Source organism: Rhizobium sp. PL01 (assembly GCF_033447125.1).
GTDB lineage: Bacteria > Pseudomonadota > Alphaproteobacteria > Rhizobiales > Rhizobiaceae > Pararhizobium.
The window spans coordinates 310,401-337,288 of sequence record NZ_JAWQUM010000001.1; the positions used below are offsets into that span (position 1 = coordinate 310,401).

The 26,888-nt window shown below is 59.7% G+C and carries 24 protein-coding genes; 14 read left to right on the forward strand and 10 right to left on the reverse strand.

Annotated features, from left to right (window positions below; translation table 11 throughout):
* Window positions 1-2 precede the first annotated feature (2 nt).
* A complete protein-coding gene (gene xdhA, locus R6X40_RS01440; protein WP_318410361.1) occupies window positions 3-1,481 on the reverse strand; it encodes a xanthine dehydrogenase small subunit in 1,479 nt (492 codons plus the stop codon).
* 223 nt (window positions 1,482-1,704) lie between these two features.
* Between xdhA and glpK the strand changes: the two genes are divergently transcribed.
* From glpK to sbmA, 7 genes are all read left to right on the forward strand, one after another.
* Window positions 1,705-3,198, forward strand: a complete 1,494-nt coding sequence (gene glpK, locus R6X40_RS01445; RefSeq protein ID WP_318410363.1) for a glycerol kinase GlpK — start codon at window positions 1,705-1,707, stop codon at window positions 3,196-3,198.
* Between the two features lie 59 nt (window positions 3,199-3,257).
* Entirely contained in the window at window positions 3,258-3,536 is a 279-nt protein-coding gene (locus tag R6X40_RS01450; protein WP_318410365.1) for a type II toxin-antitoxin system Phd/YefM family antitoxin, read from the forward strand.
* Window positions 3,536-3,955 carry a type II toxin-antitoxin system VapC family toxin gene (locus R6X40_RS01455; RefSeq protein WP_318410366.1) on the forward strand — a complete coding sequence of 140 codons (420 nt, stop codon included), beginning with the start codon at window positions 3,536-3,538 and terminating at the stop codon, window positions 3,953-3,955. Before R6X40_RS01450 ends, R6X40_RS01455 begins: the two co-directional genes overlap by 1 nt.
* Before the next feature lie 116 nt (window positions 3,956-4,071).
* Window positions 4,072-5,139, forward strand: a complete 1,068-nt coding sequence (locus R6X40_RS01460) for an LLM class flavin-dependent oxidoreductase (protein WP_318410368.1) — start codon at window positions 4,072-4,074, stop codon at window positions 5,137-5,139.
* 69 nt (window positions 5,140-5,208) lie between these two features.
* On the forward strand, window positions 5,209-5,958 hold the full coding sequence (gene map, locus R6X40_RS01465; RefSeq protein WP_318410369.1) for a type I methionyl aminopeptidase: 750 nt from the start codon (window positions 5,209-5,211) through the stop codon (window positions 5,956-5,958).
* An 82-nt stretch (window positions 5,959-6,040) separates the two neighbouring features.
* Window positions 6,041-7,240, forward strand: coding sequence for an MFS transporter (locus tag R6X40_RS01470; protein WP_318410370.1), 1,200 nt, complete (start codon window positions 6,041-6,043; stop codon window positions 7,238-7,240).
* A gap of 121 nt (window positions 7,241-7,361) precedes the next feature.
* The gene (gene sbmA, locus R6X40_RS01475; protein WP_318410372.1) at window positions 7,362-8,639 is read left to right on the forward strand and encodes a peptide antibiotic transporter SbmA; all 1,278 of its coding nucleotides are present in this window, start codon (window positions 7,362-7,364) and stop codon (window positions 8,637-8,639) included.
* A gap of 25 nt (window positions 8,640-8,664) precedes the next feature.
* On the opposite strand, the gene R6X40_RS01480 is transcribed toward sbmA, so the two are convergent.
* Window positions 8,665-9,672: a polysaccharide deacetylase gene (locus tag R6X40_RS01480; RefSeq protein WP_318410374.1), complete on the reverse strand. Its 1,008-nt coding sequence runs from the start codon at window positions 9,670-9,672 to the stop codon at window positions 8,665-8,667.
* 136 nt (window positions 9,673-9,808) lie between these two features.
* On the opposite strand from R6X40_RS01480, the gene R6X40_RS01485 reads away from it, so the two are divergent.
* From R6X40_RS01485 to der, 3 genes are all read left to right on the forward strand, one after another.
* Window positions 9,809-10,396 carry an NnrU family protein gene (locus tag R6X40_RS01485; protein WP_318410375.1) on the forward strand — a complete coding sequence of 196 codons (588 nt, stop codon included), beginning with the start codon at window positions 9,809-9,811 and terminating at the stop codon, window positions 10,394-10,396.
* 118 nt (window positions 10,397-10,514) lie between these two features.
* Window positions 10,515-11,186 carry a tetratricopeptide repeat protein gene (locus R6X40_RS01490; RefSeq protein ID WP_318410377.1) on the forward strand — a complete coding sequence of 224 codons (672 nt, stop codon included), beginning with the start codon at window positions 10,515-10,517 and terminating at the stop codon, window positions 11,184-11,186.
* A gap of 67 nt (window positions 11,187-11,253) precedes the next feature.
* Entirely contained in the window at window positions 11,254-12,675 is a 1,422-nt protein-coding gene (gene der, locus R6X40_RS01495; protein WP_318410379.1) for a ribosome biogenesis GTPase Der, read from the forward strand.
* 14 nt (window positions 12,676-12,689) lie between these two features.
* On the opposite strand, the gene R6X40_RS01500 is transcribed toward der, so the two are convergent.
* The 3 genes from R6X40_RS01500 to R6X40_RS01510 form a co-directional block, all read right to left on the reverse strand.
* A complete protein-coding gene (locus R6X40_RS01500; RefSeq protein ID WP_318410381.1) occupies window positions 12,690-13,622 on the reverse strand; it encodes a helix-turn-helix transcriptional regulator in 933 nt (310 codons plus the stop codon).
* A gap of 5 nt (window positions 13,623-13,627) precedes the next feature.
* Window positions 13,628-14,179: a YbhB/YbcL family Raf kinase inhibitor-like protein gene (locus tag R6X40_RS01505; RefSeq protein WP_318410383.1), complete on the reverse strand. Its 552-nt coding sequence runs from the start codon at window positions 14,177-14,179 to the stop codon at window positions 13,628-13,630.
* 107 nt (window positions 14,180-14,286) lie between these two features.
* Window positions 14,287-15,204 carry a sugar kinase gene (locus R6X40_RS01510; RefSeq protein ID WP_318410385.1) on the reverse strand — a complete coding sequence of 306 codons (918 nt, stop codon included), beginning with the start codon at window positions 15,202-15,204 and terminating at the stop codon, window positions 14,287-14,289.
* A 311-nt stretch (window positions 15,205-15,515) separates the two neighbouring features.
* Between R6X40_RS01510 and R6X40_RS01515 the strand changes: the two genes are divergently transcribed.
* Window positions 15,516-17,159: an alpha-glucosidase family protein gene (locus R6X40_RS01515; RefSeq protein WP_318410387.1), complete on the forward strand. Its 1,644-nt coding sequence runs from the start codon at window positions 15,516-15,518 to the stop codon at window positions 17,157-17,159.
* 9 nt (window positions 17,160-17,168) lie between these two features.
* Here R6X40_RS01515 and R6X40_RS01520 read toward each other — a convergent pair whose 3' ends face one another.
* Window positions 17,169-18,263, reverse strand: coding sequence for a pyridoxal-phosphate dependent enzyme (locus tag R6X40_RS01520; RefSeq protein WP_318410389.1), 1,095 nt, complete (start codon window positions 18,261-18,263; stop codon window positions 17,169-17,171).
* A 79-nt stretch (window positions 18,264-18,342) separates the two neighbouring features.
* On the reverse strand, window positions 18,343-18,816 hold the full coding sequence (locus R6X40_RS01525) for an Lrp/AsnC family transcriptional regulator (RefSeq protein ID WP_318410390.1): 474 nt from the start codon (window positions 18,814-18,816) through the stop codon (window positions 18,343-18,345).
* A 150-nt stretch (window positions 18,817-18,966) separates the two neighbouring features.
* Here R6X40_RS01525 and R6X40_RS01530 point away from each other — a divergent pair, with 150 nt between their 5' ends.
* Window positions 18,967-19,581: a glutathione S-transferase family protein gene (locus R6X40_RS01530; protein ID WP_318411269.1), complete on the forward strand. Its 615-nt coding sequence runs from the start codon at window positions 18,967-18,969 to the stop codon at window positions 19,579-19,581.
* Window positions 19,582-19,596: 15 nt separating this feature from the next.
* Here R6X40_RS01530 and ade read toward each other — a convergent pair whose 3' ends face one another.
* The 3 genes from ade to R6X40_RS01545 all read right to left on the reverse strand — a co-directional run bounded on the left by ade (window position 19,597) and on the right by R6X40_RS01545 (window position 24,204).
* The gene (gene ade / locus R6X40_RS01535) at window positions 19,597-21,294 is read right to left on the reverse strand and encodes an adenine deaminase (protein ID WP_318410392.1); all 1,698 of its coding nucleotides are present in this window, start codon (window positions 21,292-21,294) and stop codon (window positions 19,597-19,599) included.
* 191 nt (window positions 21,295-21,485) lie between these two features.
* Entirely contained in the window at window positions 21,486-22,592 is a 1,107-nt protein-coding gene (locus R6X40_RS01540; RefSeq protein ID WP_318410394.1) for a branched-chain amino acid ABC transporter substrate-binding protein, read from the reverse strand.
* 283 nt (window positions 22,593-22,875) lie between these two features.
* On the reverse strand, window positions 22,876-24,204 hold the full coding sequence (locus R6X40_RS01545) for an aspartate aminotransferase family protein (protein ID WP_318411270.1): 1,329 nt from the start codon (window positions 24,202-24,204) through the stop codon (window positions 22,876-22,878).
* Between the two features lie 263 nt (window positions 24,205-24,467).
* Between R6X40_RS01545 and R6X40_RS01550 the strand changes: the two genes are divergently transcribed.
* Together R6X40_RS01550 and R6X40_RS01555 are read left to right on the forward strand one after the other, a co-directional pair.
* Window positions 24,468-26,738, forward strand: a complete 2,271-nt coding sequence (locus tag R6X40_RS01550) for a glycoside hydrolase family 9 protein (RefSeq protein WP_318410395.1) — start codon at window positions 24,468-24,470, stop codon at window positions 26,736-26,738.
* Window positions 26,735-26,860: a hypothetical protein gene (locus R6X40_RS01555; RefSeq protein ID WP_318410396.1), complete on the forward strand. Its 126-nt coding sequence runs from the start codon at window positions 26,735-26,737 to the stop codon at window positions 26,858-26,860. The genes R6X40_RS01550 and R6X40_RS01555 overlap by 4 nt, the downstream gene beginning before the upstream one ends.
* Window positions 26,861-26,888: the final 28 nt, after the last annotated feature.

Sequence of the window (26,888 nt, forward strand, 5' to 3'; positions counted from 1 at the left end):
GATCATTTCTCCCCTGCGGCAAAGCGCATGAGTTCGGCCGGTTCTCCCGATGTCTCCAGGAAAAACCGCAACAACAGGTTTTTCGCCGTCAGCATGCGATAAGCGGCCGTGGCACGCCAGTCGGTCAACGGTTGGTAATCCGCATCGAATGCCACCTGCGCCGCTTTGACGGTTTCTTCGTTCCAGGGCTTTCCGGTCAGCATTGCTTCGACATGTGACGCCCGCTTCGGCGTTCCCGCCATGCCGCCGAACGCGATGCGGGCCGACGTCACGTTGTTGCTGTCATCGAGCGCGATGCGGAACGCGCCGCAGAGCGCGGAAATGTCCTCGTCGCGGCGTTTGGAAATCTTGTAGACGGCGAAATGATCGCTTGCGGGCAGGTTCGGTACGAAAATGCTCTCGACAAATTCGCCGGGTTTGCGATCCTGTTTGCCGTATTCGATGAAATAGGCCTCGAGCGGTACGGTGCGCTGTCCGGCTTTCGAGCGCAGATTGACGCTGGCTTCGAGTGCTATGAGGGGCGGCGGGGTATCGCCGATCGGTGAGCCGTTGGCGACGTTGCCGCCGATCGTGCCCATGTTGCGCACCTGTTCGCCACCCAGCCGGTCCAGCATGCGGCCGAAGGCGGGATAGCGGGCAGAGATGGCGCCAAAGGCCGTGGAGTAGCTGACGCCGGCCCCGATCAGGATGCCGTCTTCCGTCTCGCGGATGAACTGCAGGTCGTCCAGCCCATTGATGAAGATGACGGGGTTCAGGGCGCGCATCTGTTTGGTGACCCAGAGCCCGACATCAGTGGAGCCGGCAACGATGGTCGCCTGCGGATAGTCCGCCAGCGCATCGGCAAGATCGGCCGCCGTGCCGGGCACGATCAGGGTTGCGTTGCCACTCTCCATGTGGATTGTCTGCGTCGAACGGATTGCCGTCAGCTTGGCAATGATTTCTTCGCGGACTTTGACGATCGGATCGAACACTGCATCGGGCCTTGCCTTTGCGACGGCTTCGGCCGCTTTCACGATCGGCTCATAGCCCGTGCATCGACAGAGATTGCCTTGCAGAGCCTTTTCGATATCGGCCCGGCCGGGATTGTCCTTGGAGAGCCAGAGGCCGTAAAGCGACATGACGAAGCCGGGCGTGCAGAAGCCGCATTGCGAGCCGTGATAATCGACCATCGCCTGCTGGACCGGATGCAAGGTTCCGTCTTTTGCCGCCAGATGCTCGACTGTGACGACATGGGTGGCGTTCAGAGAACCGGTGAACCGGATGCAGGCATTGACGCTTTCATAGACGAGTTCGCCGCCAGACAGCCGCCCGACCAGCACGGTGCAGGCGCCACAGTCACCCTCGGCGCAGCCTTCCTTGGTGCCGGTCAGCCGCTTTTCGAGGCGCAGGAAATCGAGCAGCGTCGCGGTGGGCTGTACGGCGCTCAACGCAATCTCCCGATTGTTCAGGATAAAACGGATGCTGCCGGCGGACTGTGTCATGCTGTCTCTTCTTTTCATTTCGACTCTTGAAACTATGCCCAAAACCGGCACCGTGACAATTGTGTTTCTGCCTTTGTGGGCTGGCTTTTTCGCACGTGCGCGGGTCTGTCTACTTGCGTTTTGTTTTCGTTTGACATTCGTTTTTGTATCGTATTGAAGTTTTTGAAATGGCCGGGAGTCTTGAGGAGAGACTGCGGGCTGAAGAAAAGCTGGGAGGGGCGCTATGGCCGGATATGTTCTCGCAATCGATCAGGGCACGACTTCGAGCCGCGCGATCGTCTTCGATAAAGATCAGCAAATTGCCGGATCCGGGCAGAAGGAATTCAAGCAGCATTTTCCGAAATCCGGCTGGGTCGAGCATGATCCCGAGGAAATCTGGGAAACCGTTGTCTGGACGATCAGGGAAGCCATCAGCAAGGCCGGTATCAAGGCGAGCGACCTCTCGGCGATCGGCATTACCAACCAGCGCGAGACCGTCGTCGTCTGGGAGCGCGACACTGGCAAGGTCATCCACAATGCCATCGTCTGGCAGGACCGCCGGACATCCTCCTATTGCGACAAGCTGAAACGTCAGGGCCTGGAAAAAACCTTCACCAAGAAGACCGGCCTGCTGCTCGATCCCTATTTTTCGGGCACCAAGCTTTCCTGGATGCTCGCCAATGTCAAAGGCGCGCGCACCCGAGGCGCCAAAGGCGAACTCTGCTTCGGTACGGTCGACACTTTCCTGATCTGGCGGCTGACCGGCGGCAAATCCTTCGTGACCGATGCGACCAATGCCTCGCGTACGCTGATGTACAATATCGTCGAGAACGACTGGGATCGCGATCTGCTCGAAATCCTGCGCGTTCCCGAAGCGATGCTGCCGCAAGTGCTCGATTGCGCTGCTGATTTCGGCGTCACCGATGCGTCGATCTTCGGTGCGGAAATCCCGATCCTTGGCGTTGCTGGCGATCAGCAAGCGGCCACCATCGGCCAGGCCTGCTTCCAGCCGGGAATGATGAAATCCACCTATGGCACCGGTTGCTTCGCGCTTTTGAACACTGGCAAGGACATCGTCCGTTCGAAGAACCGGCTGTTGACGACGATTGCCTACCGTCTTGACGGCGAAACCACCTATGCGCTGGAAGGGTCAATCTTCGTCGCCGGTGCCGCTGTGCAATGGTTGCGGGATGGCCTCAAGGTCATCAAGGCAGCATCCGACACAGGCACACTGGCCGCAAGCGCCGATCCTTCACAGGAAGTCTATCTCGTACCGGCCTTTACCGGCCTTGGCGCGCCGCATTGGGACCCGGATGCACGTGGCGCCATTTTTGGCATGACGCGCAATACTGGTCCGGCCGAGTTTGCCCGCGCAGCGCTTGAAGCCGTCTGCTACCAGACGCGCGATCTGCTCGACGCCATGCACAAGGACTGGAAGAGCGACGGCAAGGAAACCGTACTGCGCGTCGATGGCGGCATGGTCGCCTCCGACTGGACGATGCAGCGCCTGTCCGACCTGCTCGACGCGCCGGTGGACCGCCCGACCATTCTGGAGACCACGGCGCTCGGCGTCGCCTGGCTTGCCGGCAGCCGTGCCGGCGTGTGGCCAGACCAGAAGGAATTCGCCAAGTCCTGGGCGCGCGACCAGCGGTTCGAGCCGGCGATGGATGAAAAGACCCGTGCCGGAAAGCTGAAGGGCTGGCGCAACGCGGTGAAGCGGACGCTGAGCGACAGCTAGAAACATTTGAACGCCAGAACCATATGTAGTAACGTTGCTACATTGTGATGGAGGCGCCGATGAGCACCACATTTTCGAGCCGTGAATTCAATCAAGACACCGGACGCGCCAAGAAGGCTTCGGCCGATGGGCCTGTGTTCATTACTGACCGGGGCCGCCCGGCGCATGTGCTGTTGTCGATCGAAGAGTATCGGAAGCTGACTGCTTCCAAGCCTGTGGAGCCGTCGAAAGGGAAGACCATCGCGGAATTGTTGTCGATGCCTTCCGACGACGATATCGACTTTGAATTGCCAAGCCGTAGCGCTGATTGGGGATCTAAGATCCCTGATTTTTCCTGATGTATCTCCTCGATACCAACGTTCTCTCGGAACTGCGCAAGGTGCGTAAGGGACAATGCGATCCAGCCGTTCTGGCTTGGTCGCAGGCTGTGTCACCCTCTGATTTGTTTGTCTCGGTCATCACTATCTTCGAGCTTGAAGTGGGTATTCTGCTGCTGGAACGGAGAGACCCGGTCCAGGCCGCAAGGATGCGCCTCTGGATGGCCGATCAGATACTTCCAGCTTTTGAAGATCGTGTCTTGAACGTGGAATTGTCCACGGCACTTATTTGCGCTTCGTTGCACGTGCCTGACAAGCGCCCTGAACGTGATGGATTCATCGCTGCGACGGCGCTGCAGTATGACTTTTTCATGGTCACCCGCAACACGCGTGATTTCGAAGGAACGGGCGTCCGCCTTCTCAATCCCTGGGAGGCTTGATCGCTTAGGGAAACACACTGTTTCAACCATCGTGCTGTGACGTATCTGCGATCTTGATTATCTCAGCTATCGAAACATCATCTTTGCCTTCGGGCTGATCAGACAGGCAGGACGTCATGGAACTTGGTCTTTATACATTCGGCGACGTGCATCCCGAGGCGCCGCAGGGTCGCGGTAGGGAGGGCGAGGAGCGGGTACGGCACCTGATCGAGGAAATCGAGCTGGCCGATCAGGTGGGGCTCGATGTTTTCGGCCTGGGCGAGCATCATCGGCCGGATTATGTCGCGTCTGCCCCGGCAATGATCCTAGCTGCTGCGGCGGCACGTACGAAAAACATCAAGCTGACGAGTGCGGTCACGGTGCTGAGTTCGGATGATCCCGTCCGGGTTTTTCAGCAGTTTGCAACGCTTGACTTGATCTCGAATGGCCGCGCCGAAATCATGGCGGGGCGGGGCTCCTTCATCGAGTCCTTCCCGTTGTTCGGGTATGATCTTGAAGATTACGATCAGCTGTTTTCGGAAAAGCTGGACCTGCTTTTGGCAATTCGTGATGGCGAGGTCGTCACATGGTCGGGCGAGAAACGCCAACCGATCAATGGCCGTGGTGTGTATCCGCGCCCGGTGAAAGAACCGCTGCCGGTGTGGATCGCCGTTGGCGGCACGCCGCAATCAGTGGCGCGGGCAGGTGCACTCGGTCTGCCGGTTGCGCTGGCGATTATCGGCGGCGAACCGGCGCGTTATGCGCCGCTGTTCGACCTCTACCGCGAGGCCGCACGCCGGGCGGGACAGGACGCGTCTAAGCTGAAAACCAGCATCAATGTCCATGGCTTCATCGCCGATACCAATGAAAAGGCCGGAGACCAATTCTATGGACCGCAGGCCGAGGTGATGAACCGTATCGGCCGCGAGCGTGGATGGGGGCCGACCAACAGGGCGCATTTCGACCAGTCGACCGGGCCGAATGGCAATCTGTTTCTCGGTGATCCCGATACGGTCGCGGAAAAGATTATCCGCCACCAAAAAATGTTCAAGAACGATCGCTTCCTGCTGCAGATGGCGATCGGCCAGATGCCGCATGACCAGATCCTGCGTGGCATCGAACTCTACGGCACGAAAGTGGCGCCGCTAGTGCGCGCGGCACTGGCGAATGAGAAAAAACCGGCGGAAACCGCCGAACCTCGGTAATTTTCCCATAGCGGGTGTCTGGATTGGCTGCTTTCGGCGGGTTACATAAACAGCCGAAAGCGAGAGACGATGACACTCAACAATGACGAAGATCTGGAACGGCTGAAGGAAATCGGCCGTATCTGCGCCAACACGATCCAGATCATGGCGGCGGCGCTTGAGCCGGGTATCACCACGGCAGAACTTGACGCGATCGGCCGCAAGGTTCTGGAGGATGCCGGGGCGCGGTCTGCGCCGGAGCTGACCTATAATTTCCCCGGCGCCACCTGCATCAGCGTCAACGAGGAAGTCGCCCACGGCATTCCGGGTGCCCGCATTATCCAGGCCGGTGATCTCGTCAATATCGACGTTTCGGCCGAAAAGAACGGGCTGTTTGCCGATACGGGATCGTCGTTTGCCGTTCCGCCGGTCAAACCGCAGATTGAACGCCTTTGCCGCGACGGCAAGCGTGCCATGTGGGTCGGTCTGAATGAGGTGAAGTCAGGCAAGCCGCTGGCGGCGATCGGCAATGCCATTGGCAGCTTTGCCAAGAAGAACCGCTATACGCTGATCACCAATCTGGCCAGCCACGGTGTCGGACGCTCGCTGCATGAGGAACCGACAGAGATTGCCACCTGGCCGGACAAGCACGAGAAGCGGCGGATGACCGAAGGCATGGTCTTCACCGTCGAGCCGTTCCTGTCGCTGGGCGCGCAATGGGCCGAGGGCGGCGACGATGAATGGACTCTCTACAGCGAACCACGGGCGCTGACCGTGCAGTACGAGCATACCGTGATCGTCACCCGCAACGGACCACTGGTGGTCACGTTGCCGGGCTGAGTTTGTTCCCATTCACGCCGTTGAACGACACCATCAGATTTTGTCATTTGTCATCGCCATGCTGCATTGCAATAGGTAAGGCATGACCAGACTGGACCAATCGCTGAACCAAAGCCTTGCCCCAACGGCTCTCGCAGGTGCCATTGCCATGGCGGTGGCTATGGGCTTCGGGCGGTTTTCCTATACGCCAATCCTGCCCGGCATGATGAGCGGGCTCGGGCTGACGCCCGGTGATGCCGGGCTGATCGCGTCGGCCAATTTCATCGGTTATCTCGTCGGTGCGGTCGCTGCCGGCTATGGCTGGGCAGCCGGGCGCGAACGGACGATCAGTCTATTGGCGCTTGCCGCGACGGCGGTGCTGCTGCTGGTCATGGGGCTGACATCATCGCTCGTCCTTTTTTCCGTCATCCGGTTTCTGGCCGGTATCGCCAGCGCTTTCACGCTGATCTTTACCTCGGGGATCGTGCTGAACCGGGGGCTCGCCCCAGGCAGCGTGCATGTGCAATCGGTGCATTTTGGCGGTGTCGGCATCGGTATCGCTGTGTCGTCGTTGATGGTCTACCTGTTGCCTTCCGGTGGTTTCGGCGTCTTCGCGGGCTGGCAGACGGCGTGGTTTGGCGGCGCGCTGATAGCCTGTCTCGGCACTATCGCCGTCGCTTTCCTCCTGCCATCGAGCCCTGCCGGCGCAAAGAACGCGCAAAGAGAGAAGCCACTGGTCTGGACCCGGCCGCTGTTCGTGATGACGCTGACCTACGGCCTGTTCGGTTTCGGCTATGTCATCACCGCGACTTTTCTCGTCGCGATGGCCCGGCAAGGAGCGACAGATCATACCGTCGAATTTCTCGCCTGGCTGATCACTGGCCTGGGTGCTGCCGTCTCGGCGCACCTGTGGCGCCGTGCCGTGCCGCGATTGGGGATCGTCGGTGTCTATCTGGCTGGCCTGCTTGTCGAGGCTATCGGCCTTGTCCTTGTCGTCACCCTGCCGTCGCCCTATGCACCGCTGATTGGTGGTCTGATGCTCGGACTGACCTTTATCATGATCACTGCCTACGGCCTGCAGATCGGCCGGGCGTTGGCGCCGGAAAGTCCCCGTAAGGCGCTTGCCTTCATGACAGCCGCCTTCGGCGTTGGCCAGATCATCGGACCTCTGGTGGCCGGCTGGCTGGCTGAAGGGAGCGGTAGTTTCAACACGCCGACGCTTTTGGCGGCGGGCGTTCTGCTGTTTTGCGCAGCGTTGATCGGCATAGAGATGCGGCGGATCGTGGCTGCTGCAGGTGCCTGACCGGCCTCGCGATTAAATAACGGTAACATTAGCTTGACGTGATTGGCAGTCGAGGGCTTTTGCCCTAGGTTCGCCACATCGAAGCAGGGTGTTTGCGCCCTCAAGAAACGCGAGTGCCCCTTTGTTTCATTCATTTTTCCCAAATCCGAAGTTGTTTTTTACCTCCGGCGCAATCTGGTCTCTGATCTGTATTCTGGTCTGGTATACCGTTGGGCCACAGTTTGGCGCAGCAATCGGTCTGCCACCCCTCGCTCCGGGAGAAAAGCCTCCTATCGGGCTCGGCTTCTTCTTTACGCCTGATAATCTCTGGTTTTATCTCTATTTCACGATTTTCGTTCTGATTTTCGGCGGTGTTTGGAAGGTGCTTGCAAAGGACCATCCATGGGCGAATTGGTCGATCTGGGGATCGGCGTTCATTATTTTCATCGCCTATTTCTCGGTGCAGACGTCCGTCGCAATCAACAATTGGCGCGGCCCGTTCTTTGATCTGCTTCAGGATGCACTTGCGAAAAAACCCGGGATCACAGCGAGTCAATTTTATGTCTTGCAGGTGAACTTTCTGCAAATCGGATTTGTCGGCGTTGCGCTGAATGTCATCACAGCGTTCTTTACCAACCACTACGTCTTCCGCTGGCGTACGGCGATGAACAATTTCTACATGTCGAAGTGGGACAAGCTGAGGCATATCGAGGGTGCCTCGCAGCGTGTTCAGGAAGATACGATGCGGTTTGCCAATATCCTTGAGGGGCTTGGCGTGACGCTGATCAACTCGGTAATGACACTTGTGGTGTTCTTGCCGCTGCTTTTCGCCATGTCGCAGCATGTCGCCGATCTGCCGATCATTGGTGCCGTTCCGCACGCCCTGTTCTGGCTTGCGATTGCTTGGTCGCTGTTCGGTACCGCACTCCTGGCGTTTGCCGGCATCAAGCTGCCCGGGTTGAACTTCCGCAACCAGCGCGTTGAGGCGGCCTACCGCAAGGAGCTTGTTTATGGTGAAGACCACGGCGATCGTGCGCAGCCGGTCACTGTCAGGGAACTCTACGATAACGTGCGCCGTAATTACTTCCGCATGTACTGGCACTACGCCTATTTCAACGTGGCCCGCTTTTCCTATGGCCAGCTCGACGCGATCTTCCTGAACTTCATCCTTATCCCGACCTTCGTCGCGGGCAAGATCACGCTCGGGATCTGGCAGCAGATTTCGACGGCTTTCGGTGAGGTCAGCAATTCGTTCCAGTATCTGGTGAACTACTGGTCGACGATCATCGAGTTGCTGTCGATCCACAAGCGGCTGAAAGCGTTCGAAGCGGCCATCGACGATGCACCGCTGCCTGCCATCGACCAGCGCTATCTCGCCCGCGAAGAAAGCGACGGAGAACTTGCCGCCGACAGGCCGTAAGATCGACACTCATGAAAAACGGCACTCAAAAGGCGGAGCGATCCGCCTTTTTCTGTTTGGCGATGATCGGCAGCGCCTGGGCATAGCTGACGCAGGCGACGTCCGGCTTGCCACAGGTCTCGGTCAGGAACCGGTCGAGCGCGCGCCAATAGGCACCGCCGTTCATCTCGACAAAATGGAAACCCAGCTGCAGGGGAATGCGGTTGCCGCCATATTCTGTCTGGAAGGCTTTTCGGAAGGCATCGAGGGTGCGCTCTTCGAAGACGGCGCTGTCCTTGCGGTTCTCGATCCCCATGGAATGGCGAACGAACAGATTGTAGTCCATGCCGATCACCCGGCGTTGCTGCGGTCCTTCGGGAATAAGTGGCAGGCCGAAACGTGGCATTCCATCCGCGTCGGCCGGCCAGCCCGGTCCCTTGGTGACGAGGCTGGCATCATAGGTAAAGCCGTCCTGTTTCAGTGCCGGCAGTAATCCGTCACTCAAGGAAAGATACGGTGCGCGAAAGCCCTTGATGCCGTGGGCGGCGAAATCGGCCCAGCCTTCCGGCTGCTCGCTGGCAATGCCGCCGGCGTTCCAGGCATTGGCGAGTGCGATATTGAATGCGGCGAATTCCTGCTTCCAGTCGGCAGCGCTCCAGCCCTTGCCGTCGAAGTGCCCGCAGGCATGGCTGCCGATATCGTGACCGGCCTGATGCGCCTGCCAGATATGGCGGACACGGGCCTGGATCTCTTCGCGGCTCTGGGCGAAGCCGACATTCGAACGGCCGGCCTTGTGGCCGGGTGCCTGATAGGCCTTGCCGCCTTCGGCTCTCGTCATCAGGAAAGTGCAGGAGAGGAAATAGGTGAAATGCGCGCCAGTGCGCTTGGCCATGTCGAGGCTTTTTTCCCAGAGCTTGTTGTCATGCGCACCATCGAACGAGATGATGACGAGCTGCATGCGCTCCATTGGCACTGGCGGCTCGACGGCGTGGGCAAGGGCAGGGACCAGGGTCAATGCGAGAGCAAGACCGGGCGCGACGGATAATCTGGGCATGCGGAAACCTTGGGCGGCAAATGCGGGATTGAAGTCCCTGAGCCAAGAATGCGGCAATCCTTTGATCGGACTGGAAAACAGGCTGCGTTACCGCTATGCGGTAGTTCGGAATTCATAACAGTTGCGGGTGTGCTTCATGGTCTTTCTCATTCTCGGTATCGTCATCTTCCTCGGTATCCATCTGGTCAAAAGCTTTGCGCCCGGTCTTCGCGCAACTGTTGTCGAGCAGGGCGGCACCGGGCTTTGGCACGCCATTCACGGCTTCTGCGCTCTTTTGGGCCTCTGTCTGATCGCCTACGGCTTCGATGTCTCGCGGGCAACGACCGGCATGCTCTACACGCCGCCGAAATTTCTGACGCATATCGCACTGACGCTGATGCTGATCGCCTTCATCTGTCTGGCCGCGGCATTCCTGCCTGCCGGCAAGATCAAGGTTGCGACCAAACATCCGGCCATTCTCGCGATCAAGATCTGGGCTCTGGCGCATCTGATGGCCAACGGCGAGGTTAACTCGGTCCTGCTGTTCGGCACGTTTCTCATCTGGGGCGTGATTCTGCGTATCTCGATGAAGCGCCGCTGGCGTGCAGGCGAAGTCACGCATCCGGTGTTCATATCCACCAAATACGACGTCATCGCCGTGATCCTCGCCCTCGTCGTCTATCTGCTGTTTATCTGGAAGTTGCACGAACTGCTGATCGGCGTTGCCCCGATTGTGATGGGGTAAACCTGCCGAATAAGGCCTAAATTGCGCTGCCCCCTTACAACGGCCTCAAAATACGGTAGAAGCGCGGAAATCTTTACATTCATCTTTGCAGGGAAGGCCGGGAAACCGGAACTTAGGAATGGCGAACCAGGACGACAGCTTTATCCGCGAAGTCAACGAAGAACTGCGCTCCGAACAGGTGAAAGCCGTGTGGACGCGATTTGGCAGCGTCATCATCGGGCTCGCAATTCTGATCGTGGTCGGTACGATCGGCAAGGTCGGTTACGAATATTGGCACGAGACCTCGGCTTCCGCATCGGGCGACGAGTTCCTGGCAGCCTTGACGCTTTCGCGGGACAACAAGACCGATGAAGCGCTGACGGCTCTCGCCACGCTGGAGAAGGACGGCTACGGCGCCTATCCGGTTCTTGCGAAGATGCGCGCTGCGACCCTGCAGGCGCAGAAGGGTGACACGGCAGGTGCCGTGAAGGTCTTCTCCGACATCTCCAAGGATGCAAGCCTGCCGCAGGCGATGCGCGATGCCGCTCGCATGCGTGCCGCCTATCTTCTGGTTGATACCGGCACGTATGAGCAGGTTTCGGCCGAGGCCGAGCAGCTTGCCGTTCCTGCCAATGGCATGCGTCACTCGGCCCGCGAAGCGCTTGGTCTTGCCGCCTACAAGGCCGGCGATATGGCGAAAGCCAAGACCTGGTTCCAGCAGATCACCGACGATGCCGAAACACCGCGCAATCTGGCAAACCGCGCCCAGATGCTGCTCGATCTGATTACCGCCAGCGGCAAGGCGTCCTGACCGGACGCCCAAGAAAACAACATTGGAGCATGACCGGTAGCGGATGCTCTGAGGACAGGATTATTCGATGAACTTCACCGTCGCCATCGTTGGGCGCCCCAATGTCGGAAAGTCGACGCTTTTCAACCGTCTGGTTGGCAAGAAGCTGGCGCTTGTCGACGATACGCCGGGCGTTACCCGCGACCGTCGCCCTGGCGACGCCAAGCTCGTCGACCTGCGCTTCACCATCATTGATACGGCTGGTCTCGAGCAATCGGGACCGGAAACACTGCAGGGCCGCATGTGGCTGCAGACGGAAGCTGCCATCGAAGAGGCCGACCTGACGCTGTTTGTCGTTGACGCCAAATATGGCCTGACACCGGCCGACGAGACGCTTGGCAAAATGCTGCGCCGGCGCGGCAAGCCGGTGGTTCTGGTTGCTAACAAGTCGGAAGCCAAGGGCTCGGACGGCGGCTATTACGACGCCTTTACGCTGGGACTGGGCGAACCCGTCGCCATCTCGGCCGAACACGGCCAGGGCATGATCGATCTGCGCGACGCTATCGTTGCTGCGATCGGTGAAGACCGTGCTTTCCCGCCTGAAATCGACGAGCCCGCGACCAATGTCGATCTGCGCGGCGAGGAAGACCTGGAAGACGACGATTACGAGCCGGAATATGATGACACCAAGCCGCTGCGCGTGGCAATCATCGGCCGTCCGAATGCCGGTAAATCGACGCTGATCAACCGCTTCCTCGGGGAAGACCGGCTTTTGACCGGCCCGGAAGCCGGCATTACCCGCGACAGCATTTCGGTTGAATGGGACTGGCGCGGCCGCACCATCAAGATGTTCGACACCGCTGGCATGCGCAAGAAAGCCCGCGTTCAGGAGAAGCTTGAAAAGCTCTCGGTTGCCGATAGCCTGCGCTCCATCCGCTTTGCCGAATCCGTGGTCATCGTCTTCGATGCGACCATTCCGTTTGAAAAGCAGGACCTACAGCTGGTCGACCTCGTCGCCCGCGAAGGCCGCGCCGCGATCCTTGCCTTCAATAAGTGGGATCTGGTCGAGGATACGCAGGCGCTGCTGGCTGAGTTGCGTGAAAAGACCGAGCGCCTGCTGCCGCAGGTGCGCGGCATTCGCGCTGTGCCGATCTCCGGCCAGACCGGTTATGGTCTCGACAAGCTGATGCAGTCGATCATCGATACCGACAAGACGTGGAACCGGCGCATTTCAACCGCCAAGCTGAACAAGTGGCTGGAATCGCAGCAGATCCAGCATCCGCCGCCGGCAGTCTCCGGTCGTCGCCTGAAGCTGAAGTATATGACGCAGGTGAAAGCCCGCCCGCCAGGCTTCATGATTTCCTGCACGCGGCCGGAATCTGTTCCGGAAAGCTATATTCGCTATCTGACGAACGGTCTGCGCGCCGATTTCGAAATGCCGGGCGTGCCGATCCGCATTCATCTGAGAGCGTCGGAAAACCCGTTCGAAAACCGCAAGAAGAAGCGGTAGTCACCGTTTCAATGTCAGCGCCGGTGGCCGCGAATGGCGCTCGGAGCAAAACCGAAACGGGCACGAAACCGTATCGCGAAGCGCGATTGCGATTCGTATCCGACATCCTGCGCGATATGCAGGACCGGCCTGTCGGTTGACTGAAGCAGCTGCATGGCTATCGACATGCGGACGTCGGCGAGCAATGCTTGAAAAGACCAGCCTTCGGCGGACAATTTGCGCCGAAGCGTTGCTTCGCTGACGCTGAGTGTGCGCGCCAGCATCACGCCGGACCATGCGTATCCGGGCTTTTCGGTGAGGATGTTCCGGGCCTTCTGGGCAAAGCCATCCGGTTGAGGCATGGCAAAGCGGCCGCCGGACAGATCAAGCCAAAGCAGAAGCTCCCGCAGGCGATGATCTGCAATCGTATCCGGCACGCCGTCCGGATCGGCAATCGCCTCGGCCGCGAGGTGATAGGCGTCCAGAAATGCCTTTGAGGGAGCCTCCAGCGCAAGCGCCCGGTCGATTGGCGCTGCGGGCCTCTTTTGATGTGGGTGTGACAGGACCATATGCGGCTCGAAGGCAATCCAGCGGGCAAGATAGATACCCCCGGCTTCGGCTTCGTTGATCACATCGAAGATCTGGTTCTGGCACACGGCGATCGCGCCACCGGCCTGCACCGTCACCTCATGGTCACCACTGCGCATGATCTTCGTTCCGCGTTCGACGAGGATGATGATCGGGCGGTTGATGGCGAGGTTGGAGTAGCGCAGCCGGTTGTGCTGAATGATGCGTGCAGTGGCGCCAATGGCCGGGCGGACGAAAATCCTGTGCTGTGACGAGGATTTTTCGCCGGCCCGGTTTCGGGCAACGATGGCTGCCGTCTCGCGCGAAGAGATATCGATATGCTGTGCCCGGCTGACGCCGTGCGAGATGTCCTGTTCTTCGTGCAAAATCTCTTCGGTCATGTTTCCTATCGGCTGCCTTTTGCGGAGACTGTCGCCACGGCGAGTGTGTTCATGTTGCTGACAAAGCCGATCAGTGCTGGTGTTGCAGTGTCGGGTACCGGCAGTTTGTCGATGCTGAGCGCCTTCACCGTGATCGTATAGTCGTGTTCCGTGCCTTCCGGAGGGCAGGCGCCGCCATATCCTGGTGCGCCGAAGTCGGTGGGCGTCATCAGTGCGCCCTTTGGCAGCTGGCTTGCATCGGTTCCGGCCCCCGCAGGCAGCGACGTGGTGCTGGCCGGGATGTTGGCAACGACCCAATGCCACCACCCGGATCCGGTCGGTGCATCCTTGTCATAGATCGTCACCACGAAGCTCTTCGTTCCCTCCGGTGCATTCGACCAGGATATGTCGGGCGAGACGTTCTTGCCCGTGCATCCCATGATACCGGCAAACTGCGCCTGCGCCACCTTGCCGGATGCGAAGTCCTTACTCTCTGCCGTAAACTCCGCCGCAAAAGCCGCGCTCGCTGACACGCTGACCGCCAGAAAGCCCGCCGCCGTTTTCAATCTCTTGTTCATGCCGTTCTCCTTTGCTGTTCGATAAGCGCAGGATAGGGCGATGATCAGAGGCATTCGATGCTGTATGGATCGACTTTGGTGCCGAACCGATCAAATGTCGAGGGGTGTCATGCCGATGGAAGCTTGTCGCGGGAAACCAGAGCGCCATGATGCTGGATGACAGTGGCAGCAGCGGAGGCTGCGAAACCGGCGGCCTTGACCGGATCGCCATCGACAGCATAGCGGGCGAGGAAGGCACCGTTGAAGCTGTCGCCAGCGCTGGTGGTATCAACGATCTTGTCGACATTGGCCGACGGCACGAACTGGAGTGGCGCATCGCCAAAGCTCAGCGTCACGCCCTTTGGCCCATCCTTCACGACGATATTATAGACGCCGAGCCCGCGGTAGCGGGCAATCGTTGCGGCCACATCGGCATCGCCGAAATGAGCGGCTTCATCGTCGAAGCTTGGCATGACCAGACTTGCTGATCGGGCGCCGGCGGAAATCGTGTCCAACATGTACTGCTTGTCGTCCCAAAGACGCGGCCGGATGTTGGGGTCGAACACAACGGACTTCCCGGCGGCCTTTGCGCGGCGCAGTTCTGAGAGCAATGTTTCGGCAGCTGATGGTGCCAGGATGGCCAGCGTGATGCCGGAGAAGACGATGATATCAGAGCCTTCGATGGCCGCACGAAGGTGATCCGCATCGTCAGCGAGCGTCTTTGCCGCTGAGACCGAGCGCCAGTAGGAAAAGCTGCGCTCGCCCTCCTTCAGATGGATCATGTAGAGGCCCGGCGAGCGGCCCTCGACGCGACGGATCTGGGTGGTGCCGACGCCGGTCTTTTCGATGAAGGCCAGCATCTCGCCGGACACAGTGTCAGTGCCAACGGCGGTGAGATAATCGACCGACCAATCTGCAGGCAGGAAAGTCCGGGCATAATAGGCGGTGTTGAACGTATCGCCGGCATAGCCCTTGCGCAGCAAGTCGCCCTCGGCCTGCATCAGTTCCACCATGCATTCGCCGATCGAAAGCAACTTGCCCGCCATGAAATTCTCCCCGTTCTTCACGTCATTGCGAAAGCGGAGATACGGCTTACCAGCGCCGAAGGCAAGCGGATGCCGCTGTTGCCGGTGATCACTTGGCAACGGACCTTGGTGGGCCGCGCTCGGGGGCTAAAATTGTGGTGGGGCGTTTCGGGTCGTGAGGGGCAGGTGACCTAACCCGGCAGTCATTCCCTACCGTCATCATTTTTGCATCGGTGCCGGTCAATCGCCTCGAACGGCCGGGAAGGCCGTTTACTCGCACCTGCAGCAACGCTACATCTTGCAGCATATCCCTGTGATCGTGGAGCTTTTTGATGGCATCTCCCTTGAAGTCCAACCCCGATTGGTGGCGCGGCGCGGTGATCTATCAGGTCTATCCGCGTTCCTTTCAGGATACGACAGGCGATGGTCTCGGCGATATCAAGGGTGTGACGCAACGGCTACCCTATATCGCCAGCCTCGGGGTTGATGCCATCTGGCTGTCGCCGTTCTTCACGTCACCCATGGCAGATATGGGCTATGACGTTTCGGACTATTGCGACGTCGATCCGATGTTCGGCACGCTTGCCGATTTCGACGCAATGATGAAGAAGGCGCATCAGCTTGGCCTGAAGATCATCATCGATCAGGTAATCTCGCACACGTCCGACCAGCATCCCTGGTTCAAGGAAAGCCGCTCTGACCGCACCAATCCCAAAGCCGACTGGTATGTCTGGGCCGATCCGAAACCGGACGGAACGGCGCCCAACAACTGGATGTCGATTTTCGGCGGCCCGGGCTGGGAATGGGACGGCGTGCGCAAGCAATATTACATGCACAATTTCCTGGGCTCACAGCCGGATCTCAACTTTCACAATCCGGATGTGCAGGACGCGCTGTTGGACACCGTACGCTTCTGGCTGAAGCGCGGCGTCGATGGCTTCCGGCTCGACACCGTGAATTTCTATTTCCACGACAAGGAACTGCGCGATAATCCGCCGCTGGTCTATGACCCCGATGCCATCGGTCTGGATGCACCTGACGTCAATCCCTATGGCATGCAGAACCATCTCTATGACAAGACCCAGCCGGAAAACATTGGCTTCCTGCAGCGGTTTCGCGCGCTGCTTGACGAGTTTGGCGATCGGGCGTCGGTCGGCGAGGTTGGCGATGGGGCGCGGTCGCTGAAGACGGTGGCGGCCTATACCGGCGGCGGCGACAAGCTGCAGATGTGCTACACGTTCGACCTGCTGGGGCCGGATTTTACAGCCACCCATATCCGCCGCTGCGTCCAGGCGTTTCAGGATGCTGTCACCGATGGCTGGGTGTGCTGGGCCTTCTCCAACCACGACGTCACCCGTCATATCAGCCGGTTCACGCAGACAGCTGACGAGCGCGAGCGGGTTGCCAAATTGGCGATCTCGGTTCTGGCTGCGCTGCGTGGTTCAATCTGCCTTTATCAGGGCGAAGAACTGGCGCTGCCGGAGGCAGAGCTGCAGCTTGAAGATCTGCGCGACCCCTACGGCATCCGCTTCTGGCCGGCCTTCAAGGGCCGTGACGGGTGCCGCACGCCGATGGTCTGGGAGAAGGCGGCAGACCATGCCGGGTTTTCCAGTGCCAAGCCGTGGCTGCCGGTGCCTGCCGAACATCGGCCACTGGCTGTCGATCAGCAGGAGACGGCCGGATCTGTTCTCGATCACTACCGTCAGACACTAGCCTTCAGGAAAACGCATGCGCCGTTGCTCGACGGCAGTATGGTGTTCCTTGAAACCAACCAGGATATCCTGGCTTTCACGCGCGAAAAGGGCGGTGAGAAGCTGCTGTTCATCTTCAACCTGCATCGCGGCCCGCAGACCGTCACCGTACCGAAGGGCGTTGTCGTTTCGGAGGTTGTGCCGATGCCCGGCTTTGCGCCGGCGGTAGAGGGCAGGGATATCACGCTTGAGGCGATGGATGTGTTTTGCGGGCGGGTGGACTGAACAAGGCTGCTAGGCATCAACGTTTGCAGCGATGCCGTTTGGCAATCCCGTATCCGCGAACAAGCGAGTGGCCAACGCATAGGCAGCATTGAGCGTGCGCTCCTGGTTGTGGATATGGGCATCCGGATGCGCTTCCGTGGCGACGAGAAGGATCGTGCTTGAAGGGTCGATCCCGGCTTTCTGCCGTAACGCGCCATCGTTTGCCATATGCAGCAGTCCCGCCAGTCCGGCACTGCCGGAGGGCGTGGTATGGATGCCGGCCTCGTCGCGCATGATTTCCGCCGCGGCCAAAAGTGCCGCCTCACTGACAAGCACGGGGATCGGCTTATGCCGTTGCAGGATCGCCAGCGCTGGCGCGGACGCCTCACCGCAGGCCAACATCTCCGCGCATGTCTGCAGCGAGCCTTCGATGCGCACGACGCGCCCCGCCGCAAGCGCTGGTGCCACGCATGCCGCCTGTTCCGGCTCGACAACGGCAATTCTGGCTTCCGGCAATCCCTGCGCCATGGCAGCGGCGAGACCGCCGACGCCCGCCTGAATAAACTGATGCGAGACGGCGATACCGATTTCCGCAAGTTGAGCCCCGATTTCGTCAGTCATCGTTGCGTAACCAGAAATCACGTCCTTGACGATCGGATCGTTCCTATCGGCGCTGGTGTCCGCCAGGAGAATACCATCGACCCGCGCAGCCTCGATGGCTGCATCGACCGCATGATCATAGGTCCCGGCGACCCAGTAGATCGAGGCGCCAAGTGCCTGTATGCGGTCTGCTCGCGCTCGGGGAACGCTATGGTGCAGATAGATCGTCGCTGACGCTCCGGCAATATTGGCCGCAGCAGCGACAGCGAGGCCATGATTTCCATCGCTGGCGCAGATCAGGCGCGGCAGATCCCGCCGCATTGGCAACTGGGCAACGGGTGTTCCGGTGGCGCGCGCCAAAGCGCGCAGTGCCGCCGTCATGCCGCCGAGGATCTTGAAGTTGCCGAAGGGGCGTTCGCTCTCGAGCTTTACGAGGACCCGGCCGACATCGGCGCGGTGTGCGAGGGCCGGGCAGTCTGAAAGCGCCGTTGCGGTGGTGCAAATGGGGAGATCAAAATGTGTCATGGGGAGAATATGACTGAGACGTATGCGGGAGAACCGCGCAGATATTGGATAGGCTGCCTAAAATCCGCAATTTTCGAGGCTAATCGTCGTCCAGAGCGACGGGAATAACCAAACCGCGTTTGATGACGCCAAGGGCGACATTGGTGGTGAAGCGCCGGACATTGGTATTTTCGGCAATCAGCCGTGACATCAACGCGTCATAGGCATCGACATCGGGTGCCGTGACAATCAGCACGAAATCCGACCCGCCGGTGATGTAGAAGGCCTGCTGGATCATCGGCTCGTTGGCCAGCCAGCGGCGGAGTTGGGCAAGCAGTTCCGGCCGTTCACGCTCGACATCCAGTGCGACGATGAAGAAGGTCGGCCGACCCACCTGCTTCGGATCGACGACTGCGATGTCCCGTTGGATCACGCCGGTTTCGCGCAGCCGCTTCAACCGGCGCTGGATCGCCGATACGGACAGCGATACTTCCGCCGCGAGTTGTTCGGCGGTCTGGGACGCATCCTCCTGGACCAGGTTGAGCAGCTGTCGGTCGAAACGATCAAGGTTCATGGGAGCACATTACAGGCAACAAGCGCGGATAAAAAGCGTTCCCGTGCCATCCATTGCGGGTGAGCCGCTCGATTTCCCCCTAGAAAATATCCAGGGAGATCGAAGGTCTCCCGACCATTCTTTTCTCGCCTTGGTGATCCTATGCAGATGATGAAGCTTCTCTATCAGACCCATTCGCCCTTTGCCCGCAAGACGCTTGTCTTTGCCCATGAGGTGGGCATTGCGGATCAACTGGTTGTCGAGCACCACGAAACAAGCCCGACCAATGCCAATGCCGAGGTTTTCAATAGCAATCCGCTCGGAAAGGTCCCGGTTCTCTTGCGTGACGGCCTGTCGCCGCTGTTTGATTCCGATGTCATCTGCGCCTATTTCGACACGCTGCATCAAGGGCCGTCGCTTTTCCCCGAAGACACCGAGCGCAGATGGGCGGCACTGCGTCTGCAGGCGCTGGCGCAAGATATGGCCTATGCTGGTATCGGCATTCGCTGGGAAACGGCCCGGCGTCCCGAGCACCTGCGCTATCCGGAACTGCAGGCCGGCTATGAGCGGAAACTCGCGGAAAGCTATCGTTGGCTGGACCGCGAAATCCAGGAGGAGGAGCCCTTGCATATCGGCCATATCGCCATTGCAACGACGCTGGACTGGCTCGCCTTCCGCTACCTGCCGTCTTTCCGCAAACACGCCAATCTCACCCGCTGGTTCGATGCGTTTGCGGCGCGGCCGTCGATGCTCAAGACGCCGCTTTCCGGCGAGACCCAGGATTAGAGGCGCTTCAGGCTCTCACCCGATCAGCATAAATTTGTCGACATCCACCAATCCCATGTCCGAAATCTTCAGATGCGGGATGACGGGCAGGGGGAGGAAGGCCAGTTGCAAGAACGGCTCCTGCAGCGTTGCCCCGAGCGCGAAGGCCGCCTGGCGCAGGTGATGCAGGGTGTCACGCACACTTTCATAGGGCTCGAGGCTCATCAGGCCGGCGACGGGCAGGGAGATTTCACCTGTAACCGCGCCGTCCTCGACGACGACGAAGCCGCCCTTGATCTGGCCGAGCCGGTTTGCGGCCAGCGCCATATCGTCCTCGTTGACGCCGACGACGCAAATATTGTGGCTGTCATGGCCGACGGTCGAGGCAATGGCACCCTTCTTCAGCCCGAAACCCTGAACGAAGCCGTTGGCATGGTTGCCGTTGATGCCGTGGCGTTCGATGACGGCGACCTTGATGATATCGCGGCCGAGATCGACGCCCGCCTGATTGCCGGATGCTGGCAGCTTGTAGCGACGGTGTTCGGTGATGATCTTGCCCGGCAGCACGCCGATGACAGACGTTTCACCTTCGGCATAGGGCACGCCGAAATCAGCGGCGTTGATGTGGCCCGCCTTGACGCTGTCGAGACCGACGGGCGCGACCGGGCGGCGCGTAGCAAACAGCGCATCAGTGACCAGACGACCGGCCGCAAAGACCTTCTCCGCCTTGCAGTTTTCAAGGCTATCGACAATGACGAGATCGGCGCGCCAGCCGGGTGCGACCAGGCCGCGGTCGCGTAGCCCGAAGGCTCGCGCGGCCGAGATCGAGGCGGCGCGGTAGACGGCCAATGGTTCGATCCCGTGCGCAATCGCCTCGCGGATCATGTAGTCGAGATGGCCCTCTTCGGCGATGTCGAGCGGATTGCGGTCGTCTGTGCAGAGCGCCAGGAACGGTGACAGGCGCTCGGTCAGGATCGGCATCAGCGCGTGCAGGTCCTTGGAAACGGAGCCTTCGCGCACGAGGATGTGCATGCCCTTGCGGATCTTTTCGAGTGCTTCTTCTGCCGTCGTGCATTCATGATCGGTGCGGATACCGGCGGAAAGATAGCCATTGAGATCGAGGCCACTCAAGAGCGGCGCGTGGCCATCGATATGTCCACCCTGGAAGGCGTCGAGCTTGGCAAGGCAGACCGGGTCCTTGTGGATGACGCCGGGAAAATTCATGAACTCCGCTAGGCCGATGACCTTTTCGTGGTCGCGGAAGGGCAGGAGCTTCTCGATCGGCAGGTTGGCGCCAGATGTTTCCAGATGGGTCGCCGGCACGCAGCTCGAGAGCTGCACGCGGATGTCCATGATGGTCTCGCGGGCAGAATCGAGGAAGTATTGGATACCCTCTGTGCCGAGCACATTGGCGATTTCATGCGGATCGCAGATCACCGTCGTGACGCCGTAGGGCAAGACGCAGCGGTCGAATTCATGCGGGGTGACCAGCGAGGATTCAATGTGCAGGTGCGTATCGATGAAGCCGGGCACGACGATCTTGCCGGTAATGTCGATTTCCGTGGTGCCAGTATATTCGCCGTAAGTGCCGACGATGCGATCGCCACAGATGGCGATATCCGAAGCGACGAGATCGCCGATGACCAGATCGAAGAAACGACCGCCCTTGAGCACGATATCGGCTGGAATGCGGCCTGTGCCCTGATCGATCAGCTGTTCAAGTTTTTCGCTCACGGGGTTCTGCCTCTTGGATGCGTGTCTGAAGAATTGCTCGCCAGAGCATAGAGGCTCATGGCCATCATTGCATACCCGGATACGCCAGATCGGCGATTGTGACTGTGGATGGTGGCTGCGCTGTGACCGCCCCGGTCCGCCATAAACGAAATCGGGCGCCGAAGCGCCCGATCCGTTATCGGTCTATTTGTTTACTCGGCAGAAACGATCTTGCCGTTTTCCCACTTGTAGAGCGAGAAGCTCTGCGAGGTGAGGTCGCCGGTTTCGCCATAGGTGACGTCGCCGATGGCGGTCTTGATCGGCTCGCCGGTCTTCAGGGCTGCTGCGACGACAGCCGCGTCTTCTGCGCTGCCTGCCTTTTCGATGCCGGCCTTGATCACTTCAACAGCGGCGTAAGCGTTGAGCGTGAAGGCTTCCGGCGGAATGTTGGCGGCCTGAAGGGCTGCAACGGCGGCCTTCGAGCTGTCGTTCTTCAAAGCGTCGGCAGCATTGGTGAAGACCGTGCCTGCACCAGCGTCTGCGCCGATGGCCCAGAATTCGGTGTTGGACAGACCGTCGCCGCCGATGATCTGGATCGGGGCGCCGATATCATGCAGCTGGCGCACCAGAAGACCGGCTTCCGGGTGGTAGCCGCCGAAATAGAGCACATCGACCTTTTCAGCCTTGAGACGGGTGGTGAGCGCGCTCAGGTCCTTGTCGCCCGGTGTCAGGGAATCGTTGAAGACTTCGGTGACGCCACCGGCGTTCAGCGTGGCCTTGAAGGAATCGGCGAGACCCTTGCCGTAGGCGCCCTTGTCGTTGAGGATGCCGATGCGCTTGTCCTTGAACTGCTTCAGGACATAGGCTGCGGCAACTTCGGCCTGCTGGTCGTCACGGCCGCAGGTGCGCAGGACTGTGGCGAGGCCACGCTTGGTGAGATCCGGTGTCGTTGCGGTCGGAGTGACCATCAGGATACCGTTTTCAGCGAGAACGTCGGATGCCGGCATGGCGACGCCTGACGTGACCGGGCCAACGACAAAGCGGATGCCTTCGCCAACGATCTGGTTTGCTGCGGAAACGCCCTGCTTGGGTTCGCCGGCATCGTCGGCCAGCTTCAGCACGACCTGTTCGCCGAGAATGCCGCCGTTCTTGTTGATCTGATCAACGGCAACCTGCGCGCCGTTCTTCACCTGGTCGCCGTAGGCAGCGACGGGGCCGGTCAGCGGCGCAATCAAGCCGATCACGATTTCGGCATGGGCCAGCGGCGCAAAGGCCAGCGAGGCCGCGAATGTGGCGCCCGACAATGTCTTGAAATTCATCTTGCTTCTCCTTTGGTGGGTTGGTTCCCCGCAGTGCCAGCGCTTCGGTTGCGGGGCTGAAAGGGTGAAACCCGCCAGCTGAAAAGCAACTCCAGTTCCGTTGGTCCTTCCGCCTTCTGTGAACGGATCGATCCCATGCTTCTCGTCTATGAAGCTCCCCACGATTCCGCAAGGCGATTTTTTAGGCAATGTGCAAAATAATTATTCAGATATTACGCCAAACGGGGCCGCGGCATTTGCTGCGGCCCCGTTTGGGTATTGTTCACGACTGAATCTTGTCCGGTCAGATATTGTTCTGGAGCACCTTGCGGATGCCATCGATCAGCTCGTCGATCTCGGCCTTGGTGATGATCAGTGGCGGCGAAAGGGCGATGATGTCGCCGGTGGTGCGGATCAGGTAGCCGCTTTCATAGGCTTTCAGGAAGGCTGAGAAAGCGCGCTTGGTCGGTTCGCCCGCAATCGGCGCCAACTCGATGGCGCCGATCAGGCCGATATTGCGGATGTCGATGACATGCGGGCAGTCGCGCAGCGAATGCAGTGCGTCGCCCCAGTATGACGCCAGCTCTGCACCGCGTGTGAGCAGGCCTTCGTCGCGGTAGGTGTCGAGCGTGCCGAGTGCTGCGGCGCAGGCGATCGGGTTGCCGGAATAGGTGTAGCCGTGGAAGAACTCGATCATGTGCTCCGGGCCACTCATGAACGCATCATGGATTTCGGCGGTGACGAACACGGCACCCATCGGGACGACGCCGTTGGTCAGGCCCTTGGCGGTGACGATCATGTCAGGCTTGACGTCGAAATACTGGGCTGCGAACGGCGTGCCAAGGCGGCCGTAACCGGTGATGACTTCGTCGAAGATCAAAAGGATGCCGTGTTTGGTGCAGATCTCGCGCAGCTTCTGCAGGTAGCCCTTCGGGGGGATGAGAACGCCAGTGGAGCCGGCGACCGGCTCGACGATGACGGCTGCGATGGTCGAGGCATCATGGAGGGTGACGATACGTTCCAGTTCGGTGGCAAGGTCTGCACCATGCTCCGGCTCGCCCTTGGTAAAGGCGTTCTTTTCCGGCAGATGGGTGTGCGGCATGTGATCGACGCCGGTCAGCAGCGTGCCGAACATCTTGCGGTTGGAAACGATGCCGCCGACCGAGATGCCACCGAAGTTGACACCATGATAGCCGCGTTCGCGGCCGATCAAGCGGGTGCGGGACCCCTGTCCCTTCACCTTGTGATAGGCGAGCGCCACCTTCAGCGCCGTTTCGACCGATTCAGAGCCGGAGTTCGTGTAAAGTACATGCTCCATGCCATCAGGCGCGATATCGATCAGGCGGTTTGCCAGTTCGAACGCTTTTGGATGGCCGAGCTGGAAGGCCGGGGCATAATCGAGCTCGCCGGCCTGCTCGCGAATGGCTTCCGTGATCAGCGGACGGCAGTGACCGGCATTGACGCACCAGAGACCAGCGGTGCCATCCAGCACTTGGCGGCCGTCATGGGTCGTGTAGTGCATGTCCTTCGCCTTGACGAACATGCGCGGTTCTTTCTTGTACTGCCGGTTGGCCGTGAACGGCATCCAGAAGGCGCTGAGATCGTTGGGGGTGGCATTGAGGCGGTTCGACATCATATTCTCCGTGGCGCGTTATGTCTCTGGTGGCCAAATCAGTGGGTTTCGATGAATCTTTACCTGATGGTCAAACTATCAGGGCGCTTTTGCGGGTCAAGCCTCGGCCTGGCGTCGCTGGAATGAGGTTGCAGACCGGCAAAAAGCGGAATTTCGCCGTTTGGAAATATTTGGAAACAGGGCTTGCATCCAATATTTTCCGAAGTTTAACCTGTTTACAGCAGAGTGGCGCCGCGTTCCCGAAACACGCGCTCAGGATAGAGATGTTGCCAAAACTTCAAGCCAGTCTGGTGCTTGCGCTTTTCGTTGGACTTTCGGCGCAAGCTGGCGCGGCCGATATGATTGCCGACGGCGCCTTTGAGAAGGGGCAGGACGGTTTCTGGGCTGCCGGCGGCGTTGCGCTGTCGCGCGAAGGCGGCAAGCTCTGTGCCGATGTGGAGGCGGGCGGTACACCTTGGGACCGGCTGCTGGGTATCAACGATCTTTTGTTTGATCCGGGCAAATCCTATCATCTGACAATGGTGCTCGAAGCCACGGGGGTGCACACATTTCCGGTCATGATCCAGCGCAATGCCGAACCGTGGACGCCACAGGCAACTTTGACGGCCGTGACCAAGGCCGGGAAGGTGGAGTTTTCGGCTGACTTTACGGCAACTGAGACCGATCCGGCCCAGATCATCTTCCAATTGGGCGGAGCGCAAAAACCATGGCGCGTTTGCCTGGATGACGTGGCGATGCGCGAAAAAAAGCCTGACAGTGCAGAGGTGGCTGCGCAAAAAGCGATGTACGCGCTACCGGCATTGGTCAATCAGACCAGTTATTTTCTCGACGGACCGAAGCGGGCGACGATCCTGTCGGATGCGCACGGCGCGCTGCCGTTCAAGCTGGAAGATGCGAACGGTGTGGAAATCGGCGAGGGAATGACGGTGCCCGCCGGTTTTGATCCGACTGTTGGAGCTGATACCCAAATCGCCGATTTTTCGGCCCTTGCAACGGCAGGCGAGGGCTATCGGCTGGTCGTCGGCGAGAAGAAAAGCTTGCCGTTTTCCGTCGGCCACGATGTCTACGGCAAACTGCGTATCGATGCGCTCTCCTGGTTCTATCCGCAACGCAGCGGCATAGAGATCAAGGGTGACATAACTGGCGAAGCCTATGCAAGGCCGCCCGGACATGTGCAGGAAAGCCCCAACCAGGGCGATACGAACGTGACCTGCCTGACAGGTAAGGCCGCCACAAAACTCTATGGCAAGGACTGGACCTGCGATTACACGCTCGATGTCTCTGGGGGCTGGTATGACGCCGGCGACCAGGGCAAGTATGTGGTCAATGGCGGTATTGCCGTGGCGCAGCTCTTGGGCACGTTTGAACGCGGGCTGGTCTACGGCGACGGCGCATCGCCAGTATTAAGCGACAGCCTGTCGCGCATCCCTGAAAACGGTAACGGTATTCCCGATATCCTCGATGAGGCGCGCTGGGAACTCGAATTCCTGATGAAGATGATGGTGCCTGACGGCCAGCCGCTGGCCGGTATGGCTCACCACAAGGTTCACGATACCAAATGGACCGAAATACCGATGCTGCCGCATCTCGATCCGCAATTGCGGGCGCTGCACCGTCCATCGACCGCCGCGACGCTCAACCTTGCTGCGGTGGCTGCCCAGGGCGCCCGGCTGTTTGCGCCCTATGACAAGGAATTTGCGCAGCGCCTGCTCGCCGCCGGCCAAAAGGCCTGGCTGGCTGCCGCAGCCCATCCAGCGCTGTTCGCTCCCACTTCCGATGGTTTGCAGGGCGGTGGCGATTATGGTGACGACGATATTTCCGATGAAACTTATTGGGCCGCCGCAGAGCTTTACATCACCACAGGTGAAGCGCGTTATCTCACTGCGCTGAAATCCTCGCAGCATTGGGCAGGGCCTGTGTTTTCCGCCGCCGGTGCCTTCGATTGGCGCAGTGTCGCCGGGCTCGGCCGCCTTGATCTGGCGCTCTATGGCGACAATCTCGCTGCAGATGACAAGGCGATGGTCATGGCCTCGGTCGTATCCGCTGCCCGGAATTTCCTCAGCCTGCAGGCGAAGGAGCCGTTCGGGCATATCTACAGACCGGCCAATAACCGTTACGACTGGGGATCGAACCAGCTCATTCTGCAAAACCTGGTCGTTGTTTCCGCTGGCTACGATCTGACGGGCGAATTGCCGTTTCTCAATGGCGTGCGTGGAGGCATGGATTACATCTTCGGGCGCAATGGGATGAACACGTCCTATGTCACCGGATACGGCAGTGTCTTTGCCAAGAACCAGCATAGCCGCTGGTATGCCCATCAGGTCGACAGCACATTACCCAACCCGCCGGCCGGCACGCTGGCTGGCGGGCCGAATTCAACGCTGGTCGACGATGTCGCGCGTGCGCGCCTCAAGGGTTGCGCGCCGCAGACCTGCTATATCGACGATATCATGGCGTGGGGCACCAACGAGATGACGATCAACTGGAACGCACCGCTGGTTTATATCGCATCTTTCCTGGCGGATGCGCGATGAGCGACTGCACGAACAGCGCTTTCATCGATGCGAGCTTTGCAGCCGACTACGACGTGACGACGTTGGCAAAGGTCGCTGCGCTGGAACCCGTATCGGGTACGTCCCATTTTAGGGGAAAGTAGTGCCGTTTTTTGCTGGCGTTTCAAAGCG

What these genes read in the sequence shown, in the direction of transcription:
- xdhA (WP_318410361.1), bottom strand. Translation starts at nt 1,481, where the DNA reads ATGACACAGTCCGCCGGCAGCATCCGTTTTATCCTGAACAATCGGGAG.
- glpK (WP_318410363.1), top strand. Translation starts at nt 1,705, where the DNA reads ATGGCCGGATATGTTCTCGCAATCGATCAGGGCACGACTTCGAGCCGC.
- R6X40_RS01450 (WP_318410365.1), top strand. Translation starts at nt 3,258, where the DNA reads ATGAGCACCACATTTTCGAGCCGTGAATTCAATCAAGACACCGGACGC.
- R6X40_RS01455 (WP_318410366.1), top strand. Translation starts at nt 3,536, where the DNA reads ATGTATCTCCTCGATACCAACGTTCTCTCGGAACTGCGCAAGGTGCGT.
- R6X40_RS01460 (WP_318410368.1), top strand. Translation starts at nt 4,072, where the DNA reads ATGGAACTTGGTCTTTATACATTCGGCGACGTGCATCCCGAGGCGCCG.
- map (WP_318410369.1), top strand. Translation starts at nt 5,209, where the DNA reads ATGACACTCAACAATGACGAAGATCTGGAACGGCTGAAGGAAATCGGC.
- R6X40_RS01470 (WP_318410370.1), top strand. Translation starts at nt 6,041, where the DNA reads ATGACCAGACTGGACCAATCGCTGAACCAAAGCCTTGCCCCAACGGCT.
- R6X40_RS01480 (WP_318410374.1), bottom strand. Translation starts at nt 9,672, where the DNA reads ATGCCCAGATTATCCGTCGCGCCCGGTCTTGCTCTCGCATTGACCCTG.
- R6X40_RS01485 (WP_318410375.1), top strand. Translation starts at nt 9,809, where the DNA reads ATGGTCTTTCTCATTCTCGGTATCGTCATCTTCCTCGGTATCCATCTG.
- R6X40_RS01490 (WP_318410377.1), top strand. Translation starts at nt 10,515, where the DNA reads ATGGCGAACCAGGACGACAGCTTTATCCGCGAAGTCAACGAAGAACTG.
- der (WP_318410379.1), top strand. Translation starts at nt 11,254, where the DNA reads ATGAACTTCACCGTCGCCATCGTTGGGCGCCCCAATGTCGGAAAGTCG.
- R6X40_RS01500 (WP_318410381.1), bottom strand. Translation starts at nt 13,622, where the DNA reads ATGACCGAAGAGATTTTGCACGAAGAACAGGACATCTCGCACGGCGTC.
- R6X40_RS01505 (WP_318410383.1), bottom strand. Translation starts at nt 14,179, where the DNA reads ATGAACAAGAGATTGAAAACGGCGGCGGGCTTTCTGGCGGTCAGCGTG.
- R6X40_RS01510 (WP_318410385.1), bottom strand. Translation starts at nt 15,204, where the DNA reads ATGGCGGGCAAGTTGCTTTCGATCGGCGAATGCATGGTGGAACTGATG.
- R6X40_RS01515 (WP_318410387.1), top strand. Translation starts at nt 15,516, where the DNA reads ATGGCATCTCCCTTGAAGTCCAACCCCGATTGGTGGCGCGGCGCGGTG.
- R6X40_RS01520 (WP_318410389.1), bottom strand. Translation starts at nt 18,263, where the DNA reads ATGACACATTTTGATCTCCCCATTTGCACCACCGCAACGGCGCTTTCA.
- R6X40_RS01525 (WP_318410390.1), bottom strand. Translation starts at nt 18,816, where the DNA reads ATGAACCTTGATCGTTTCGACCGACAGCTGCTCAACCTGGTCCAGGAG.
- R6X40_RS01530 (WP_318411269.1), top strand. Translation starts at nt 18,967, where the DNA reads ATGAAGCTTCTCTATCAGACCCATTCGCCCTTTGCCCGCAAGACGCTT.
- R6X40_RS01540 (WP_318410394.1), bottom strand. Translation starts at nt 22,592, where the DNA reads ATGAATTTCAAGACATTGTCGGGCGCCACATTCGCGGCCTCGCTGGCC.
- R6X40_RS01545 (WP_318411270.1), bottom strand. Translation starts at nt 24,204, where the DNA reads ATGTCGAACCGCCTCAATGCCACCCCCAACGATCTCAGCGCCTTCTGG.
- R6X40_RS01550 (WP_318410395.1), top strand. Translation starts at nt 24,468, where the DNA reads ATGTTGCCAAAACTTCAAGCCAGTCTGGTGCTTGCGCTTTTCGTTGGA.
- R6X40_RS01555 (WP_318410396.1), top strand. Translation starts at nt 26,735, where the DNA reads ATGAGCGACTGCACGAACAGCGCTTTCATCGATGCGAGCTTTGCAGCC.